Source organism: Microbulbifer pacificus, assembly GCF_033723955.1.
Lineage (GTDB): Bacteria > Pseudomonadota > Gammaproteobacteria > Pseudomonadales > Cellvibrionaceae > Microbulbifer > Microbulbifer pacificus.
In genome coordinates this window covers 3,746,503-3,763,453 of the sequence record NZ_CP137555.1, presented here as the reverse complement: position 1 = coordinate 3,763,453, position 16,951 = coordinate 3,746,503, and the positions used below count along the sequence as shown (strand labels likewise).

At 59.5% G+C, this 16,951-nt stretch carries 13 protein-coding genes; 6 read left to right on the top strand and 7 right to left on the bottom strand.

Annotation, left to right across the window (positions count from 1 at the left end; genetic code table 11):
- Window positions 1-37: 37 nt before the first annotated feature.
- Window positions 38-1,183 carry an alanine dehydrogenase gene (gene ald, locus R5R33_RS15985; RefSeq protein WP_318953699.1) on the bottom strand — a complete coding sequence of 382 codons (1,146 nt, stop codon included), beginning with the start codon at window positions 1,181-1,183 and terminating at the stop codon, window positions 38-40.
- A 278-nt stretch (window positions 1,184-1,461) separates the two neighbouring features.
- Here ald and R5R33_RS15980 point away from each other — a divergent pair, with 278 nt between their 5' ends.
- The 3 genes from R5R33_RS15980 to R5R33_RS15970 all read left to right on the top strand — a co-directional run bounded on the left by R5R33_RS15980 (window position 1,462) and on the right by R5R33_RS15970 (window position 6,719).
- A complete protein-coding gene (locus tag R5R33_RS15980) occupies window positions 1,462-1,947 on the top strand; it encodes an Lrp/AsnC ligand binding domain-containing protein (protein WP_318953698.1) in 486 nt (161 codons plus the stop codon).
- A 247-nt stretch (window positions 1,948-2,194) separates the two neighbouring features.
- Window positions 2,195-3,508 (top strand): efflux RND transporter periplasmic adaptor subunit, encoded by a 1,314-nt coding sequence (locus R5R33_RS15975; protein WP_318953697.1) that lies wholly within the window; start codon window positions 2,195-2,197, stop codon window positions 3,506-3,508.
- A gap of 16 nt (window positions 3,509-3,524) precedes the next feature.
- A complete protein-coding gene (locus R5R33_RS15970) occupies window positions 3,525-6,719 on the top strand; it encodes an efflux RND transporter permease subunit (protein ID WP_318953696.1) in 3,195 nt (1,064 codons plus the stop codon).
- Between the two features lie 124 nt (window positions 6,720-6,843).
- Here the strand turns inward: R5R33_RS15970 and R5R33_RS15965 are convergent, their stop codons facing one another.
- The 6 genes from R5R33_RS15965 to R5R33_RS15940 all read right to left on the bottom strand — a co-directional run bounded on the left by R5R33_RS15965 (window position 6,844) and on the right by R5R33_RS15940 (window position 12,184).
- On the bottom strand, window positions 6,844-7,308 hold the full coding sequence (locus R5R33_RS15965; protein ID WP_318953695.1) for an Mpo1 family 2-hydroxy fatty acid dioxygenase: 465 nt from the start codon (window positions 7,306-7,308) through the stop codon (window positions 6,844-6,846).
- A 141-nt stretch (window positions 7,309-7,449) separates the two neighbouring features.
- Window positions 7,450-7,962: an O-acetyl-ADP-ribose deacetylase gene (locus tag R5R33_RS15960; protein ID WP_318953694.1), complete on the bottom strand. Its 513-nt coding sequence runs from the start codon at window positions 7,960-7,962 to the stop codon at window positions 7,450-7,452.
- Between the two features lie 71 nt (window positions 7,963-8,033).
- Window positions 8,034-9,503, bottom strand: coding sequence for a sodium/proline symporter PutP (gene putP / locus R5R33_RS15955; protein ID WP_318953693.1), 1,470 nt, complete (start codon window positions 9,501-9,503; stop codon window positions 8,034-8,036).
- 292 nt (window positions 9,504-9,795) lie between these two features.
- Complete coding sequence (locus R5R33_RS15950) at window positions 9,796-10,125, bottom strand: hypothetical protein (protein ID WP_318953692.1); 330 nt, start codon at window positions 10,123-10,125, stop codon at window positions 9,796-9,798.
- Between the two features lie 151 nt (window positions 10,126-10,276).
- Window positions 10,277-11,227 (bottom strand): tRNA 2-thiocytidine(32) synthetase TtcA, encoded by a 951-nt coding sequence (gene ttcA, locus R5R33_RS15945; RefSeq protein ID WP_318953691.1) that lies wholly within the window; start codon window positions 11,225-11,227, stop codon window positions 10,277-10,279.
- Window positions 11,228-11,479: 252 nt separating this feature from the next.
- Window positions 11,480-12,184, bottom strand: coding sequence for an arylesterase (locus R5R33_RS15940; protein ID WP_318953690.1), 705 nt, complete (start codon window positions 12,182-12,184; stop codon window positions 11,480-11,482).
- A 57-nt stretch (window positions 12,185-12,241) separates the two neighbouring features.
- Here R5R33_RS15940 and R5R33_RS15935 point away from each other — a divergent pair, with 57 nt between their 5' ends.
- The 3 genes from R5R33_RS15935 to bioA all read left to right on the top strand — a co-directional run bounded on the left by R5R33_RS15935 (window position 12,242) and on the right by bioA (window position 16,948).
- Window positions 12,242-12,970, top strand: coding sequence for an ABC transporter ATP-binding protein (locus tag R5R33_RS15935; RefSeq protein ID WP_318953689.1), 729 nt, complete (start codon window positions 12,242-12,244; stop codon window positions 12,968-12,970).
- The gene (locus R5R33_RS15930) at window positions 12,970-15,423 is read left to right on the top strand and encodes an ABC transporter permease (RefSeq protein ID WP_318953688.1); all 2,454 of its coding nucleotides are present in this window, start codon (window positions 12,970-12,972) and stop codon (window positions 15,421-15,423) included. Before R5R33_RS15935 ends, R5R33_RS15930 begins: the two co-directional genes overlap by 1 nt.
- A gap of 250 nt (window positions 15,424-15,673) precedes the next feature.
- Window positions 15,674-16,948: an adenosylmethionine--8-amino-7-oxononanoate transaminase gene (gene bioA / locus R5R33_RS15925; RefSeq protein ID WP_318953687.1), complete on the top strand. Its 1,275-nt coding sequence runs from the start codon at window positions 15,674-15,676 to the stop codon at window positions 16,946-16,948.
- Window positions 16,949-16,951: the final 3 nt, after the last annotated feature.

Below are 16,951 nucleotides of genomic sequence, written 5' to 3'. Positions count from 1 at the left end.
GAACTGTGTGAAAACCTTTTTTCCGTTGTTTCCGCGATCAGGCGGCCTCGTCGGAGGCGACCGCGGATTTCTGCAGAGCCAGTTTCGGGTCTACAAATTCGTAGCCCAGCACATCGGCAACCGCCTTGTAAGTCACCATACCCGCGTGCACGTTCAGACCTTCCAACAGGTTGGCGTCATCCAGCAGCGCCTGCTTGGCACCTTTGTTCGCCAGCGCAACCGCAAACGGCAGGGTTGCGTTGTTCAGTGCCATGGTGGAGGTACGGGCAACACCGCCGGGCATGTTGGCCACGCAGTAGTGCACCACGCCGTCAACCACGTAAGTGGGCTCCTGGTGCGTGGTCGCCTTGGAGGTCTCGAAGCAACCGCCCTGGTCGATGGCCACGTCCACTACAACCGCGCCTTTCTTCATGCGGCTGATGTGATCGCGGGTCAGCAGTTTCGGTGCGGCTGCACCGGGGATCAGAACAGCACCGATCACCAGGTCCGCTTCCAGCGCGTGTTGCTCAATCGCGTCATTGGTGGAGTATTCAGTGCGCACTGCGCCACCAAAAATATCGTCCAGCTGACGCAGGCGCGGCAGCGAGCGATCCAGAATGGTCACATCCGCGCCCATGCCCAGCGCCATCTTGGCCGCGTTGGCGCCAACCACACCACCACCGATAATCAGTACTTTCGCCGGAGCTACACCGGGAACACCGCCCAGCAGCACACCCAGGCCACCCTGAGCTTTTTCCAGGTGGTGGGCACCGCACTGCACGGACATACGGCCGGCCACTTCAGACATCGGCGCCAGCAGCGGCAGACCGCCGAAGCGATCGGTTACGGTTTCATAGGCGATGCAGGTTGCACCGGACTTCACCAGCAGCTCGGTCTGCTTGGGGTCGGGTGCAAGGTGCAGGTAGGTATACAGCAGCTGACCCGGGCGCAGCATTTCGCACTCGTGGGGCTGGGGCTCTTTTACCTTCACGATCATATCCGCAGAGGCAAAGATTTCTTCGGGGGTGTCGATGATCTTGGCACCCGCCTGCTCATACATTTCGTCGGTAAAGCCAATGGCAGAACCGCCATCTTTCTGCACGATTACTTCGTGGCCATGACCTACCAGTTCACGGACGCTGGCCGGAGTCAGACCAATACGATATTCGTGGTTTTTGATCTCTTTAGGGACACCGATCAACATAGCGACTTCTCCTCAATACTCTGTTTATGCAATGTGAGCGCAATCTAGAGCGCCCCTTCTTTGTTGGATTTGTGCAGTATAAGAGCGCTTATCGAGTTGATTTCAGTACATTTTCAACCGTTACCAGTTGAATCCACTGGTTAATTGGCGCAAAGTACGCTTTTTCGCCAAATAGAACCCGTATTCGAGGTTGGGACATGTCAAGCGCACAGCTGCGACCGTCCCGTCACTACAGCGGAAATCCATAGACAGCCGATGGCCAACTTACGGAGCAACTCATGAAACGGCGTGCCAATGAGCTCAGCACCATTGATCGCAATATTCTGCGCGTGCTGCAAAAGAACGGGCGCACCAGCTATGCAGAGCTGGCCCGTCAGGTGGGGCTCACCCCTACCCCCTGTGTAGAGCGCGTAAAAAGAATGGAATCCGATGGCGTGATCCAGGGATACACCGCACTGATCAATCCGGAATTTCTCGATGCCGCACTGGTGGTGTTTGTCCAGATCAGCCTGAATCGTTCCGCCCAAGACGCCTTCGAAGCATTCCGCAACGCCGTCTCCGCGCTACCGGAGGTTCAGGAGTGCTATTTGGTGTCGGGAAACTTTGACTACCTGATCAAGGCCAGGGTTGCAGATATGAGTGCATATCGGCGGTTTTACGGCGAGACCCTGCTGACCCTGCCAGAGGTACAGGAGTGCACCAGTTATGTGGTCATGGAGCAGGTAAAAGAAACCCTGGAAGTACCGGTGCACTACAACCGTTAACACTCGATAACGCGACATTAACCTCGCTCGGGCCTTAATAAATGCCATCGTTGGGCGGCGCGAAAATATTCACTGCCGCCTGTAACTTCCCGTCTTGTGACCGGCCAGAGGCCCACTCCTCAACCTAAAAGTCACGTATTCACGCCGAAGCACAAAACACGCGCCAACTATCATCCCTGCCAACTCCGCTTAACGCCACACCCTCTAGGATTAAGGGAAGTAGGTTTATTGACTCAAGTTGCGGGAAATGATGTACCAATCTCTACGTAACCCCTTTCGTTGGCGGAATCTTTTTTTTGCGGTATGCCTGCTTCCCGTTGGCTGCGGGGAAAAAGAGGCGGCCAAACCCACTCCGCCCCCGAAAAAGGTGGAGGTTGTCGAAGCCAAGCTGATGAGCTTCAGGCCAAGCTTTGAAGTGCCGGCGGTGGTAGAAGCGGTGGAGACTGCACAGATTTTCCCACTGGTCGCATCCAGAATCCTCTACCAAAACATCTCGCCCGGTAAATATTTCAGGCAGGGCGAGGAACTCGTAAGACTGGACCCCTACCCCTTCGAATCGAAAGTTGCCACCGCGGAAGCCAGCATCGCCGAAGCGACGTCAAATTATGAACAGGCAAAGGCCAACTTTGTGCGCGCACGAAACCTGCGCCCACAGGGATACATCTCAGCGAAAGATTTTGATACCGCCAAATCGGCCATGCAGGCGGCGGAAGCGCAACTCAACACCGCACAGACCTCGTTGCACCAGGCCAAGCAGGACCTGTCCCATACCTCGATCGTCGCGCCGTTTTCCGGGCGCGTGGGGCATCCCAATTACGCCGTGGGCGACTTTTTCATCCTCCCCAACACGGTGCCAATCACCCAGCTGGTGAAGGTGGACCCGGTGTATGTACTCGCCCACGTCGGCCAGAAGGCCTACAACGAGTTTTACAGTGCGGTGGAGAAACTAAAGCAGCAGGGACGCGCGATCCCCAATATGGACCTGTACATCGTGCTGCCCGGCGACACCGTGTATCCGTTCAAGGGGGAGTTCTTTTCCTGGGACGCCACTGCCGCCGCCACCCGGGGTACCGTCGCTGCACGTGTCCTATTCCACAACCCCGACGGCCTGCTTCTCCCCGAAGAAAACGTCACGCTACACGGCAAACTCCTGGAGGAAATTCAGCGTATTGTGATCCCGCAGAAGGCCGTGTCGCAGGATCAGCAGGGCCACTTCGTCTATCTGCTCGACAAAGAAAACAAGGTCAAGCGGGCCAACATCGAGGTCGGCATGCGCATCGGACCCAACTGGGCCGTAACTAAAGGCCTGAAAGTCGGCGACAGAGTACTGGTGGAAGGCCTACAGAAAGTGAGCCCGGGTGACGAGGTCGAAGTCACCCCGGTGGTAATCAAGCAATCCGACGATGAGACGCCCCAGGGCCTGCGTCCTCCGCCCCACTCTCTGCGCGAACAGCTGCGCAAGGAGCGGGAAGCATTCCAGGAGTATCAGCGGGAAACTATGGAAGTGAGGCAGCGGAACCAACCCGGCGACGTCTATATTCCCGACGACATCGGCAAGTAGCACAGGATGAATAACTGTGAGCGATAACACACATTTGTTCATCCGCAGACCGCGATTTGCCTTTGTCATCGCCATACTGATCACCTTCCTCGGCCTGCTCTCGGCGCTCGTCATGCCGGTGGATCAGTACCCGGATATCGCGGCGCCGAAAATTTCCGTGGTTGCGGTTTACCCCGGCGCGGATGCCGAGACCGTAAAAAACGCCGTTGCGATACCCATTGAGGAGCAGGTGAATGGCGCCGAGGGCATGGTTTACATGACCTCCAACTCCGGTAGCGACGGCACCTATACACTGTTCATGACGTTCGACATGGATACCGACGACGACATGGCGCAGGTGGATGTGCAGAACCGCGTGGCGCTGGCGGAACCGTCCCTGCCCCCGGAAGTGCTGAAGCGCGGTATCAAGGTTCGCAAACGCTCCTCCGACATGCTGATGGTGGTTAACCTGTTCTCTCCGGACAACCGGTTTGACGGTGTATTCTTGTCCAACTTTGCCTCGCTGAACCTGGTCAACGAACTTGCGCGCGTACCGGGCGTTGGCGAGGCGAACATCATCGGTCCGCTGGATTACGGCATGCGGATCTGGCTCGACCCGGTAAAGATGGCGAACCTGGAGATTTCAGTTCCCGAGGTCCTCGCCGCGATTCAGGAGCAGAACATCCAGGCCGCGGTGGGCCAACTCGGTTCACCACCGTCGCCCGAGTCCACCCAGTTCCAGTATGTACTTACCACCAAAGGCCGACTGAACTCGGAGGAGGAGTTCGGCGAGATCGTGCTGCGCGCCGATGAACAAGGTGGGGTAGTTCGGGTAAAAGATATCGCGCGAGTGGAGCTCGGTGCCCAGATTTACAAGGGGTACGGGGAATACAACAACGGCCCCGGTGTACTGCTGGCCATTTACAAACTGTCTGACGCCAACGCATTGGAAGTGGCTGAAAATGTCAAAGCCAAGGTGGAAGAACTTTCACAGTATTTCCCCGAAGGCGTTGAAGCGGTCATCGGCCACGACACCACGGAGTTTATTGCCGTCTCCCTGGAAGAGACGGTGTTCACCCTGATCATGACCATCATCCTGGTCATCATCGTCACCTATCTGTTCCTCGGCAACGTGCGCGCGGCACTAGTGCCAACCCTGGCGGTGCCCGTGTCCATCATCGGCACCCTCGCCGTACTCAATGCGATGGGAATGACGATCAACACCGTGACCCTTTTCGGCTTGATCCTCGCGATCGGTGTGGTGGTCGATGATGCCATCATCGTCGTCGAGGACGTAGAGCGGATCATGCACGATGAGGGGCTGGATAAGCGTGCAGCCACCGCCAAGGCAATGAAGGAAGTATCGGGCCCGATTGTCGCGACCTCCATGGTGCTGGTGGCCGTATTCGGCCCCACCATGTTGCTGCCGGGCATGACCGGGCGAATGTTCGGCCAGTTCGGTACCACGATTACCGTTTCGGTCTTGATCTCGATGGTCAACGCTCTGACGCTGAGCCCGGCGCTGTGCTCGACCATTTTGAAGGAGGGCCACAGCAAGCCCAATCCCGTGATCCGCGGCTTCAACTGGGGCTTTGAAAAGGTTTCCAGCGGCTACCTTAAAATCGTCGACTGGCTCGCCCGGCATATATTGATAAGCCTGGCCGTCATTGCCGGCCTGTTCGTCTGTCTGTTCCTGCTGTTCCAGTCCGTGCCGAGAAGCTTTATCCCGGATGAAGACAAGGGTTACTTCATGATCGACGTCTCGCTGCCCGAAGCCGCGGCGCTGGAGCGTACCGCCGCGGTCGTCGACCAGATCAATGAAGTTCTGATGCAGGATCCCGCCATCGATAAAGTGCTGTCGGTGAATGGCTTCAGTGTGCTGAACGTTATGCTGCAATCGAACGCGGGCATGGTGATCGCCAAGCTCAAACCCTGGGACGAGCGCAAATCACCGGACGTATCACAGCAGGCATTGCAGCAGAAATATCAGGCACAATTTGCCCAGCTGCCGGAGGCCCAGGTGCTGGTATTCGGTGCACCCGCGATTCCCGGTCTCGGCACCATGGCCGGCTTCTCGTTTATGCTCGAAGATACCCAGGGGGTCGGCGCCCAGGAACTGTTCAAGGTGGTGCAGGATTTCTCGGCTGCCGCCACCGAGCAGCCGGAGATCGCCCGCGCCTTCTCGATTTTCAAGGCCGGCTCACCGCAGATCCGTCTGGACATTGACCGTGTAAAGGCGAAGACGCTGGGGGTAAAAATCAGTGATATTTTCCTGACGCTGCAGACCCAGCTCGGAGCCATCTACGTCAACGACTTCAACCTGTACAACAAAACCTTCAAGGTGATGGTGCAGGCCGATTCCAGGTTCCGCCAGCAGGAAAAAGACCTGGAAAAAATCTTCGTCACCAACAACAAGGGCGAGCCCATCCCGCTGCCGGCCATCTTGAGTACCGAACCCGTACTCGGTGCGGTAACCCTCAAACGCTACAACACCTATGATTCGGCCAAAATCAGCGGCGGCCCGAATGTCGCCGGGGGCTACAGCTCCGGCGACGCCATGGACGCGCTTGAGCGTGTGGCCATAGAGACGCTTCCCGACGGCTTCAAATACGACTGGTCCGATTCCAGCTTCGAGGAACGCAAAGCCGGCAACGCATCTACCATCGCCCTGGTGCTTTCACTGATCTTTACCTTCCTGTTCCTCGCCGCACTGTATGAATCCTTCATGACCCCATTCGCGATTATCCTGTCGGTGCCAATCGCTATCGTCGGCGCCGTTGCTGCGCTGCTGATAGCGGGTGAACCCCTCAGCCTGTATGGCCAGATTGGCCTGGTGCTGCTGGTCGCCCTGGCCGCAAAAACCGCGATCCTGATTGTTGAATTCGGCAAATCGCAGCGCGAGGTGGAAAGACTGTCCCTGCACGATGCCACCGTGACTGCCGCGCGCCTGCGTTTCCGCCCGGTGATCATGACAACCCTCTCATTCGTGGTGGGTTCGATTCCCCTGGTGATCGCCTCGGGTGCCGGCGCCGCCAGCCGGATATCGCTCGGCACCGCCGTCATGGGCGGCACGATTATGGCGTGTATCGCAGGTACCCTATTGGTTCCTATCTTCTTTAAGGTCGTGCAGGGGCTGCGCGAGAAGGTGCACGGGGGAGAAACGGGATCGTCCGATACACCGCCTCCGCCAGCGCCGGAATATGGCCACGGGCATAACAAGCCAGCGGAGTAGAAGAAAGGACAACAGGGAAAGGAAAACGGCTACCACCCAGCCTGGCCACCGCGGCCAGACACAACCTCAACCCGGCGCCAGCGGTCGATTGCTGGCGCCATGCTGACAACGCTTAACGGTTGATTCAGTACTTGATACCGAGCTTGCGGTAGAGAAAGCCGATCACCCAGGCCGGGCCGATCAGCAGGAACTGCATATCCTTGAAAAAAGAAGGCTTTTTGCCCTCGACGTGGTGCCCGATAAACTGAAACACCCACATCACCACAAATACCCCCACTGACCACCACAACACACTCTGCCCAGCCGCCTGCAACGCACTGCAGGCCCACAGGCATAGCGCAGAGAGTGCCAGCATCCCGACCGCCAGAGGCAGGGACATCAGCAGATAAAACAGAATCGTCGGCACCAGTGCCACCACAGCCCAGTTCAGCCAGGGTAACGGTGCCATCCATTGGGGCTGCGGGATCGACCACAAGAGCCCGACAACGGTCAGATAGATCAGGGGGACGGCCACCCAGTGGATGGCCTTGTTGGTGGGATTCTGGTGGCTCTCGCCGTATTCGCTGAACCACTGCTGTGCGCTGCGCATGGTTGTCCCTCGCCTTGGCTGTTATTCGGGTTGTTATTGGGATTGGCTCTGGGACGATGGTACTTCAACTGAAATACAAAACCGAGCAGTCAAAAAGTTCAAAAAACCATACCGGAATTTTCAATCACTCGGCTGTCGGCTTCACCTGCGCACGCAGGCATCCAGCTGTGCCCGGTACAGTTCCGCCATAGCGTCGTCATAACAGCAGAAAATAATATGGCGCGGGCCCCCTTCTCGCTCCAGGTGATGCTGTACCTGCTCTACCGCAATTTCCACGGCCAGTTCTGGGGGGTAATCGTAAACCCCGCAGCTGATGGCAGGAAAAGCGATGGAGTGAACATTTTCACGGCGGGCGAGATTCAGGCACTGGCGGTAACAGCTGGCCAGCAACTCCGGCTCACCCAGGTTGCCGCTTCGCCAAACTGGGCCGACCGTGTGATAGATACGTTTGACTGGCAGGCGGAATCCGGGGGTAGCACGTACTTCACCCACCGGACAGCCGCCAATTTGGCGGCAGGCTTCGAGCAACTCCGGGCCCGCCGCACGGTGGATGGCGCCGTCCACGCCACCGCCACCGAGGAGCCTCTGGTTGGCTGCATTGACGATCACATCTACATGCAACCGAGTGATATCACCGAGGTGTACTTCGATCACTCCAACTACTCCAACCGCGGCACCAACCGTCAATTCCGCATCGCTGCGTCAGTGCCGCAATCAGACTGCTGCTACTGCCCCATTAACTGACGGTGGCGCGTGGATATTCCTTCGGGGCAATGCGTCACGGCACTAACTAAAACAATAGCAGCTGCGGAGAGTACAAAGCCCGGCAGAAGCTCGTATATGTCGAAGATTCCACCGGAAAGCTGCTTCCACACCACCACAGTGATACCACCCACCAGCACCCCGGCGATGGCACCGGCACCGGTCATACGCGACCAGTACAGGCTGATCAGGATCGCTGGACCAAACGCCGCGCCGAGCCCTGCCCACGCGTAAGCCACCACATCGAGCACCTTGGAATTCGGGTCCATGGCCACACCAACCGCAATCAGGGACAGCGCAACCACGGCCCAGCGACCGACCTTTACGATGCTCTCGGAAGAGGCCTTTTTACCGAACCAGACGTGGTACATATCCTCGGCAAGCGCCGCGGATGACACCAGTAACTGGGAATCCGCGGTGCTCATGATCGCCGACAGGATGGCCGCCAGCAGAATGCCCGCCACCAGCGGGTGGAACAGGGCCTCGACCAGCGCCATGAACACGCGCTCGCCGTCCGGCAGCGTTTGCGCCAACTCCAGGTGCCCGAACAACCCAACGCACATGGCGCCGAGGAAACCCGCCAGGGACCATACAGCGGCCACTGCCGCCGCGATCGGCATTTCATCCGGGTGCCGCAGCGCCTTGAAGCGCGCAAGGATATGCGGCTGGCCAAAATACCCGAGCCCCCAGGCGAGGGAACTCAGAATGGCGGCGACGCTTAACGTGGCTCCGGTGTTGTCGCTCAGCCAGTGCATCAGCTCCGGATGCTGCTCCTTCATGGTTGTCCAGGCAGTGCCGAGCCCACCCTCATCGGAGATCACCATCACCGGTACGATCACCAGCGCCAGGCTCATCAGCAGACCCTGGATCACATCCGTCCAGGAAACCGCGAGAAAGCCGCCGAACAGCGTATAGGAAATCACCGCCAGCGCGCCGATGATCACGGCCCACTGGTAGTCCCAGCCGAACACGGTTTCAAACAGCTTGCCGCCGGCGATCAGGCCGGAAGCCACGTAAAACAGGAAAAACAACAGAATGAAAAAGGCACAGATGGTGCGCAGGTACGGATGCCCGAGATTGAAACGACGGTGCAGGTAGGCAGGTACGGTGAGCGAATCGTCCAGCGCATAGGAATAAATCCGCAGGCGTCGCGCCATGATCATCCAACTCAGCAAAATGCCACTGAACAACCCGATCGCTATCCATCCGGAGGAGAGACCAACCGTATAGGCCGCTCCCGGCAATCCGAGCAGCAGCCAACCACTCATATCCGAGGCACCGGCACTGAGTGCCGCCACCGCCGGCGGCAGCGAGCGCCCGCCGAGAAAATAATCGCTGGCGTCCTTGGTGCGCAGGTAAGCGTAAACACCGATCGCAAGGATCAAGGCCAGGTAGGCGATAAACGTTAAGGCAATTACCCATTGTCCGGACATGTAGGACTCCCCGTCAGAATTGGCAGACCCTGCCTTCTTTGGCGAAAGAATAGGCTGAATCCGTCGTTATTAGTCTTTATTGCGCGCAAATCTACCTATTTGCTGGCGGTTACTCAATCGGCAAACTAAACCAAGGGTTAAGAACAGTAACTGGAAACTACCACGGATGGCGTTTTCAGACTGAGTAGTAAGGGAATAGCAAAGAAATATGGGTATTTGTCTCGACGAACTGCGCCTGCTCGTTGTTCGTCCCACACTCAAACAGTTGCGTGCCTGGTCACCGGGAATGGAGTCACTGCTCCTCGGAACTGCAGCACAGGAATCCGAACTGGGATTCCATCTCAAACAGGGCTCGCGCCACGGCATGGGCATATTCCAGATTCTGCCCAGCACCCACCGACAGGTATGGGATAAATACCTGATCAATTTCCCCGCGCTCGCCTCGAAAGTACGCGGACTGGCCAGCCAGCGCGACTTCCTGCAGCACCCCCACTCCGAACTCGCCACCAACCTGCGCTACGCCACCGCCATCGCCTGGCTGGTATACCGCGCCGCCGGGGTGGAAACAGTCGAGAGCGGCGACCTGCCGCGTATGGCCAAGCTCTGGAAAAAACACTTCCACCACGGCCCCAGCGCCCGCCTGCGGGACTTTGTCGACAGCTACTGCAAACTGATCAGACCGTCAGAAATTTCGCGGCCCGAAAACGAAACAGCCGCGGTAAACACCGCGGCTGCCTCAAAAACGGACTCGCTTATGCACGAGGACGGCGGCTCTACAGATTGCGCGCCTCAATATACAGCGGCCGCGACGCCTCAGCAGGAGCCGGCTCACTCTCCAGATCCTCATCGCGGGCATCTTCCGGAATCCAGGAATCCACATACTGCTCGATCGAACGCGCGTCCGCCGCAGGTGCGGGCATAGAGCGGTCCAGCTCCAGGCTCTCGAAATCGTAAAGATCCCGATCCGCCAACTGTGACGGCGACACGCGCGTGAGCGCGGCGAAAATATTGTCACTGCGACCCGGGAACTTGCGCTCCCATTCATTCAGCATGCCCTTGATCGCCTGGCGCTGCAGATTCTCCTGACTACCGCACAGGTTGCACGGAATGATCGGGAACTGCTTGTGATCCGCAAACGCGATCAGGTCCGTCTCGCGACAGTACGCCAGCGGGCGAATCACGATATTGCGCCCGTCATCGGCACGCAGCTTCGGCGGCATCGCCTTGAGTCGACCACCGTAGAACATATTCAGGAACAACGTCTCAACGATATCGTCCTTGTGGTGCCCCAATGCCACCTTGGTAGCCCCAATCTCCTCGGCAAACCCGTACAGTGTTCCGCGACGCAGGCGTGAGCAAAGACCGCAGGTCGTCTTACCCTCCGGTATCACCTCTTTCACCACACTGTAGGTGTCCTTGTTCACGATGTGATAAGGCACCCCGATGGACTGCAGATACTCCGGCAAAATGTGCTCCGGGAAACCCGGCTGCTTCTGGTCCATATTCACCGCCACCAGCTCGAAATGCACCGGCGCGGTCTTCTGCAGGCTCATCAGGATTTCCAGCATCGCGTAGGAATCCTTACCGCCAGACAGGCACACCATCACCTTGTCGCCCTCTTCAATCATATTGAAGTCGGCGATCGCCTTGCCCACATTGCGGCGCAGGCGCTTTTGCAGCTTGTTGAACTCCAGCCGGTCGCGGCGGTTTTCCAGATCAGACATGGGTAAATCTCGAAAAATCTTCAGGCTCCCCTCGCAGGTCAGCAGGGAAGGAATACTACGATGCGAAGGCGCTGTCGGCGTGGAAGCCTTTGCGGGACCTTCCGCGAGAGGGACCTCGCGGAAGAGCCCCCATGGATGGGTTCACGGCGTGTCCCGCGAAGGCTTCCACGGCGACAGTGCCGCCTCGAACCCGACTACGGAGTTCCCCCCGAGGGTCCAAAGAAAATCAGGGCGCGATTGTACGCTTTCCGATCAAGAAGTGCACAGGCTATTGGACCGGGTGTCCACATTGCCTTTCATTATGGATTCCAGACACGGCCACACATGCTCCAGCAGCGCCGGCTGGGCCTTGGCGGTGGGGTGAATACCATCGTTCTGCATGGCCCCCTCCACCAGCGCCACCGTCTCCAGGAAGAACGGCACCAACGGCACCTGCTCTGCAGCCGCCACCTGCGGATATACCGCCGCAAACGCCTGGGTGTACGCCTTGCCGTAATTGGGCGGCATCTGCATGCCCAGCAGCAGCACCTCAGCCCCCTGCTCCCGCGCCAGCTGCACCATCCGCACCAGATTCTGTTGCAACGCCCGTGGCGGATAACCCCGCAAGCCGTCATTGCCCCCCAGCTCCACCACCAGCAGCTCAGGCCCGTGCTCGCTCAGCAGTCGCGGCAAGCGCGCCAGGCCACCGGCGGAAGTCTCTCCGCTCACACTGGCATTCACCACCTTCACCGCAAGGTCCTTTTCCGCGAGCCGCTCCCGCAGCAACTGCACCCAGCCCTCGCGCTCATCGATCCCGTAAGCCGCGCTGATACTGTCACCCAGAACCAACAGCGTCCTCCGCCCATCGGCGGAATCCGGTGCATCCGCTTTCGCCACCCCAGCGTAAACAAGTGCGATCAACAGCAGACCACGCGAGATAAAACCGGTGGCGAGATACCGGAAATGAACGGCCGTCATGTCATACTCTCCAACTCACAATCAACATGCATTTTGCAGGAAATCCAGGGACTTGCCATGTCAGTGATGCTCAGAGCCGAAAACCTTCACCACCGGGTCAATACCAGCGAAGGCCCCCTGACACTGCTAAACGACATCTCCCTGCAGCTTCCCGCCGGCCAGAGCCTCGCCATCACCGGCGCCTCCGGCTCCGGCAAATCCACCCTGCTGGGCCTGCTGGCCGGGCTGGACCGCCCCAGCGAGGGCAAGATATGGCTGGCGGGTGAGGAAATCACCGCCATGGATGAAGAGCAGCGCGCGGCACTCCGCGCCCGCTGCGTGGGCTTTGTATTCCAGACCTTCCAGCTGCTGCCCGGCCTTACTGCCCAGGAAAATGTCATGCTGCCAAGCGAACTGCGCGGTGAGCGCAACGCCGGCAAGCGCGCGCAGGAATTCCTCGAACGGGTCGGCCTCGGCCATCGCCTGCACCACTACCCCCGCCAGCTCTCCGGCGGCGAACAGCAGCGGGTGGCCCTCGCCCGTGCGTTTTGCAGCATTGCCAACACTGGTTCGACCGCCAGCAACGGCATCCTGTTCGCCGACGAACCCACCGGCAGCCTCGACGCCCACAACGGCGAAAAGGTCATCGACCTGCTGTTTAACCTCAACGGGGAAACCGGTACCACCCTGGTACTGGTCACCCACGAACAGCGCCTTGCCGCACGCTGCGGTGCCCACCTGCGCATGACCGCAGGAGAGATCACCGCCGGCGACCTTCCCGGTTCATTGGCGGAGGTGTCCGCCTGATGCTGCCGCTAAAACTGCTGGGCCGCGACTGGCGCGGCGGCGAGCTGGCACTGATCGCCACGGCCCTGGTGCTGGCGGTGAGCTGCGTCACCGCCATCGCCCATTTCTCCGACCGTCTCACCCGCGCCATGCATATCCAGTCCCAGAGCTTTCTGGCGGCGGAGAGGGTACTGCAGAGCAGTACCGAAGTCCCCGGGGAATGGCTGAACAAGGCCGGCGAAATGCGCCTCCAGCAGGCAGAGACCGTCGAATTCGCCTCCATGCTGTCCGCCGGAGACGAATTCCAGTTCGCCTCGGTAAAAGCGGTCAGTGATGGCTACCCGCTGGTGGGCCATCTGGAGATGCGCGCAACCCCGGACGAGGAATCCCGCGAAACCCACCAAGGCCCCACCCCCGGCCAGGTCTGGCTGGAAGCGCGCCTGCTACCGCTGATGAACCTGGAGATCGGCGACCAATTGCAGCTGGGCGACAGCAACTTCACCGTCGCCGGCATTCTCGACCACGAACCGGACCGCGGCACCAACCTGTTTTCCATGGGCGCGCGGTTGATGATGAACCAGGCCGACCTCGCCGCCACCCATATCCTGCAACCCGGCAGCCGGGTCACCTACCGCTACCTGTTTGCCGGTGATGACGCCGCACTGAAGCGATACTTCGAGTGGCTGAAGCCCCAGCTCACCGACCACCAGCGGGTGATCGACCTGGAGGAAGGCCAGCCGCGGGTCGCGCGCACTCTGGACCGCGCCGAGAGCTTCCTGTTCTTGGCGGCCAGCCTTGCGGTGTTGCTCGCCAGCGTCGCTGTCGGCCTCGCCGCCCGCCGGTACGGTCTGCGCCATGCCAACTATGTGGCGGTGATGAAAAGCCTCGGCGCCGGCAAAAACAAAATCCTCGGCATCTACATCGGCCAGATGACCGCGCTTGCGCTGATCGCGACAGCGGTCGGACTCGCCATCGGCTCACTGATCCAGTCCCAGGCGGTAAACCTACTGGAAGGTTTCTTCCCGGTCACCCCGCCCCCCAGCGGCTGGCAACCGCTGCTGGTGGGTCTCGCCACTGGCATTGCCTGTGTGATCGGCTTTGCCCTGCCGCCGCTGTTCCGCCTGGCCCAGACCGACCCGATGCAGACCCTGCGGCAGGACTGGAGCAACCCGGACAAACGCGAGTGGCTGGGGCTGATTCCCGGCCCGCTGTCCATGCTGCTGCTGATCTGGTGGCTGTCCGGCAGTATCGCCATCACCGTCGCCCTGCTCGCAGGGCTCGGCCTGCTGGTGGCCGGGGCCGCCGTGATCAACCGCGTGCTGGTGCGCGGCAGGCTCGCGGCCCTCGGCGGCAGCTGGCGTATTGCGCTCGGCAGCCTGCAGCGCCGCGCCGGCTTCAATACCCTGCTGATCGCCGCCTTCGGCACCGGTCTGCTCGCCATGCTCGCCATGTTCTACGCACGCACCGCGTTGATCGACGAGTGGAAAATGCAGCTGCCGGAAAACGCCCCCAACCACTTCCTGATCAACATCGCGCCGTTCGAACTGGACGGCGTGAAGCAGAAAGTCGAAAGCAGAAACCTTGAGGGCACCGAGTTCTACCCCATGGTGCGCGGCCGCCTGATCGCCGTAAACGGCACCCCGGTGGACGAACGGGAACAGAAAGACGGCGCCATCCGCCGCGAACTCAACCTCAGCTGGACCGACACCCTGCCCGCCGACAACAAAATCGTCGCCGGCGAATGGTGGAACGACAACCTTGATGAGGGCGTATCGGTAGAGGTCGAAGTCGCAGCGCGCCTCGGCTTGAGTCTCGGTGACGTACTGCGCTTCTCCATCGGCGGCCTGGAAACCGAAGCCAAAATCACCAGCCTGCGCACCCTCGACTGGAACAGCATGCGCCCCAACTTCTTCATGCTGTTTGCCCCGGGCAGCCTGGATACCTTCCCGGCCACCTACATCCAGAGCTTCTACCTGCCGCCGGAAGACAATCTGTTCATCAACGAACTGGTGAAAAACTTCCCCAGCGTCAGCATCATCGAACTGGACAAAATCCTGGAAAACATCCGCGAAACCATCGGCCAGGTCGCCATCGCCGTGGAATCTGTACTCGCCCTTATGCTGGTCGCCGGCGTACTGGTACTGATTGCCGGCGTGCGCGCCAGCATCGCCGAACGTTTGCAGGAAGCCGCCGTAATCCGCACACTTGGCGGCCGCCGCCAGTTGCTTATCCGCAGCCTGGTGATTGAATTCGGCCTGCTCGGCATTGCCGCCGGCTTACTCGCCGCCATCGGCACCGAAGCGACCCTCGCCGTACTGACCCAGCGGGTATTCGATATGCCATTCCACTTCCATCCGGGATTGTGGCTATTGGGGCCGCTGGCAGGGGCACTGCTGGTAGGCACTGCCGGCACACTGGCGTGCCGAAGTGCGGTAAGCCAGCCGCCGTTGAAAGTCCTGCGGGAATTGGCCTAATTACAACTTCGTAGCACTGGATTCCGGCATTCGCCGGAATGACGACAGAGCAAAAGCTTACGGAGTGAAACACTCATACGCGAAGGGCGGGTGCCGGGGATTCATTTTCAGAAGCGTCGCAAACAGAGATGTTTGCGACGCAGCGTACAGGGACGTATTGAAGGGGGGCGCCTAGCCCGGTTCTGAAAATGAATACCCGGTGCCTGGCCGCCACTCACCAAGACCAAAGCACTAAAGCCAAAGCACCCCAATGATCGATTTAGAATTCGACAAAAACCACATCTGGCACCCCTACTCCTCCCTGATCAACCCTGCGCCCGTCTACCCCATCACACGGGCAGAAGGCGTAAGAATTTATCTGGAAGACGGCCGCGGCCTGATCGACGGCATGAGTTCCTGGTGGAGCACCCTGCACGGCTACAACGTTCCCGAGCTGAACGCCGCCATGCAAAGCCAGATGGAAAAAATGAGTCACGTCATGTTCGGCGGCCTCACCCACGAGCCCGCTGTCGAACTGTGCAAAAAACTCGTCGCCCTGACCCCCGAGCCTCTGCAGAAAGTTTTCCTCGCGGATTCCGGCTCCGTTTCCGTCGAAGTCGCCATCAAAATGGCCCTGCAATACTGGCACTCCCAGGGCAGACCGGAAAAATCCAGGCTGCTGGCACTGCGCAACGGCTACCACGGCGACACCTTCGGTGCCATGGCCACCTGCGACCCCATCACCGGCATGCACCACCTGTTCGCCAATCAGCTCACCCAGCACCTGTTTGCGCCCGCCCCCACACCAAAATTCGACGAACCCTGCAGCGCCCAGGACACCGCCGAACTGCAGCAGCTGATTGAGCAGCATCACCAGAATCTCGCAGGTGTCATTTTGGAGCCCATCATCCAGGGCGCCGGCGGCATGCGTTTCTATTCACCGGACTACCTGAAACGCGTGCGTGAACTCTGCGACCAGTACGATTTGTTGCTGATCGCCGACGAGATCGCCACCGGTTTTGGGCGCAGCGGCAAACTGTTTGCCTGCGAGCACGCAGGAATTTCCCCGGATATTCTCACCCTCGGCAAGGCGCTGACCGGCGGCACCATGACACTGGCGGCAACACTGTGTACCGACAAGGTAGCGAAGGGTATCTGTAGTGGTGAGGCCGGCGTGTTTATGCACGGCCCCACATTCATGGGGAACCCGATGGCCTGTGCTGTGGCGAATGCAAGTATCGAATTGTTGCTGGCGCGCGACTGGCAACAGCAGGTAAACAACATCGAGCAGCAGCTACAACAGGAGCTGGCGCCGCTGAAACACGCCGGTGGGGTTGCCGATGTCCGCGTGCTGGGAGCGATCGGTGTGGTGGAAATGAAACAACCGGTGGACAACAGGACCTTGCAACAGAGCCTGATCGAACACGGCGTATGGCTGCGCCCGTTCGGCAAACTGGTTTACACCATGCCGCCTTACGTAATCAGCGAAGAAGACTTGAGCCGGCTGACAGCAGCAATGGTCGAGACCTTGGGTGACATGGAGTAGGAA

Excerpts from the sequence above, each read along its gene's own strand:
- bioA (WP_318953687.1), top strand. The coding sequence starts at position 15,674 with ATGATCGATTTAGAATTCGACAAAAACCACATCTGGCACCCCTACTCC.
- R5R33_RS15965 (WP_318953695.1), bottom strand. The coding sequence starts at position 7,308 with ATGCGCAGCGCACAGCAGTGGTTCAGCGAATACGGCGAGAGCCACCAG.
- ttcA (WP_318953691.1), bottom strand. The coding sequence starts at position 11,227 with ATGTCTGATCTGGAAAACCGCCGCGACCGGCTGGAGTTCAACAAGCTG.
- R5R33_RS15980 (WP_318953698.1), top strand. The coding sequence starts at position 1,462 with ATGAAACGGCGTGCCAATGAGCTCAGCACCATTGATCGCAATATTCTG.
- R5R33_RS15940 (WP_318953690.1), bottom strand. The coding sequence starts at position 12,184 with ATGACGGCCGTTCATTTCCGGTATCTCGCCACCGGTTTTATCTCGCGT.
- R5R33_RS15975 (WP_318953697.1), top strand. The coding sequence starts at position 2,195 with ATGATGTACCAATCTCTACGTAACCCCTTTCGTTGGCGGAATCTTTTT.
- R5R33_RS15930 (WP_318953688.1), top strand. The coding sequence starts at position 12,970 with ATGCTGCCGCTAAAACTGCTGGGCCGCGACTGGCGCGGCGGCGAGCTG.
- ald (WP_318953699.1), bottom strand. The coding sequence starts at position 1,183 with ATGTTGATCGGTGTCCCTAAAGAGATCAAAAACCACGAATATCGTATT.
- putP (WP_318953693.1), bottom strand. The coding sequence starts at position 9,503 with ATGTCCGGACAATGGGTAATTGCCTTAACGTTTATCGCCTACCTGGCC.
- R5R33_RS15935 (WP_318953689.1), top strand. The coding sequence starts at position 12,242 with ATGTCAGTGATGCTCAGAGCCGAAAACCTTCACCACCGGGTCAATACC.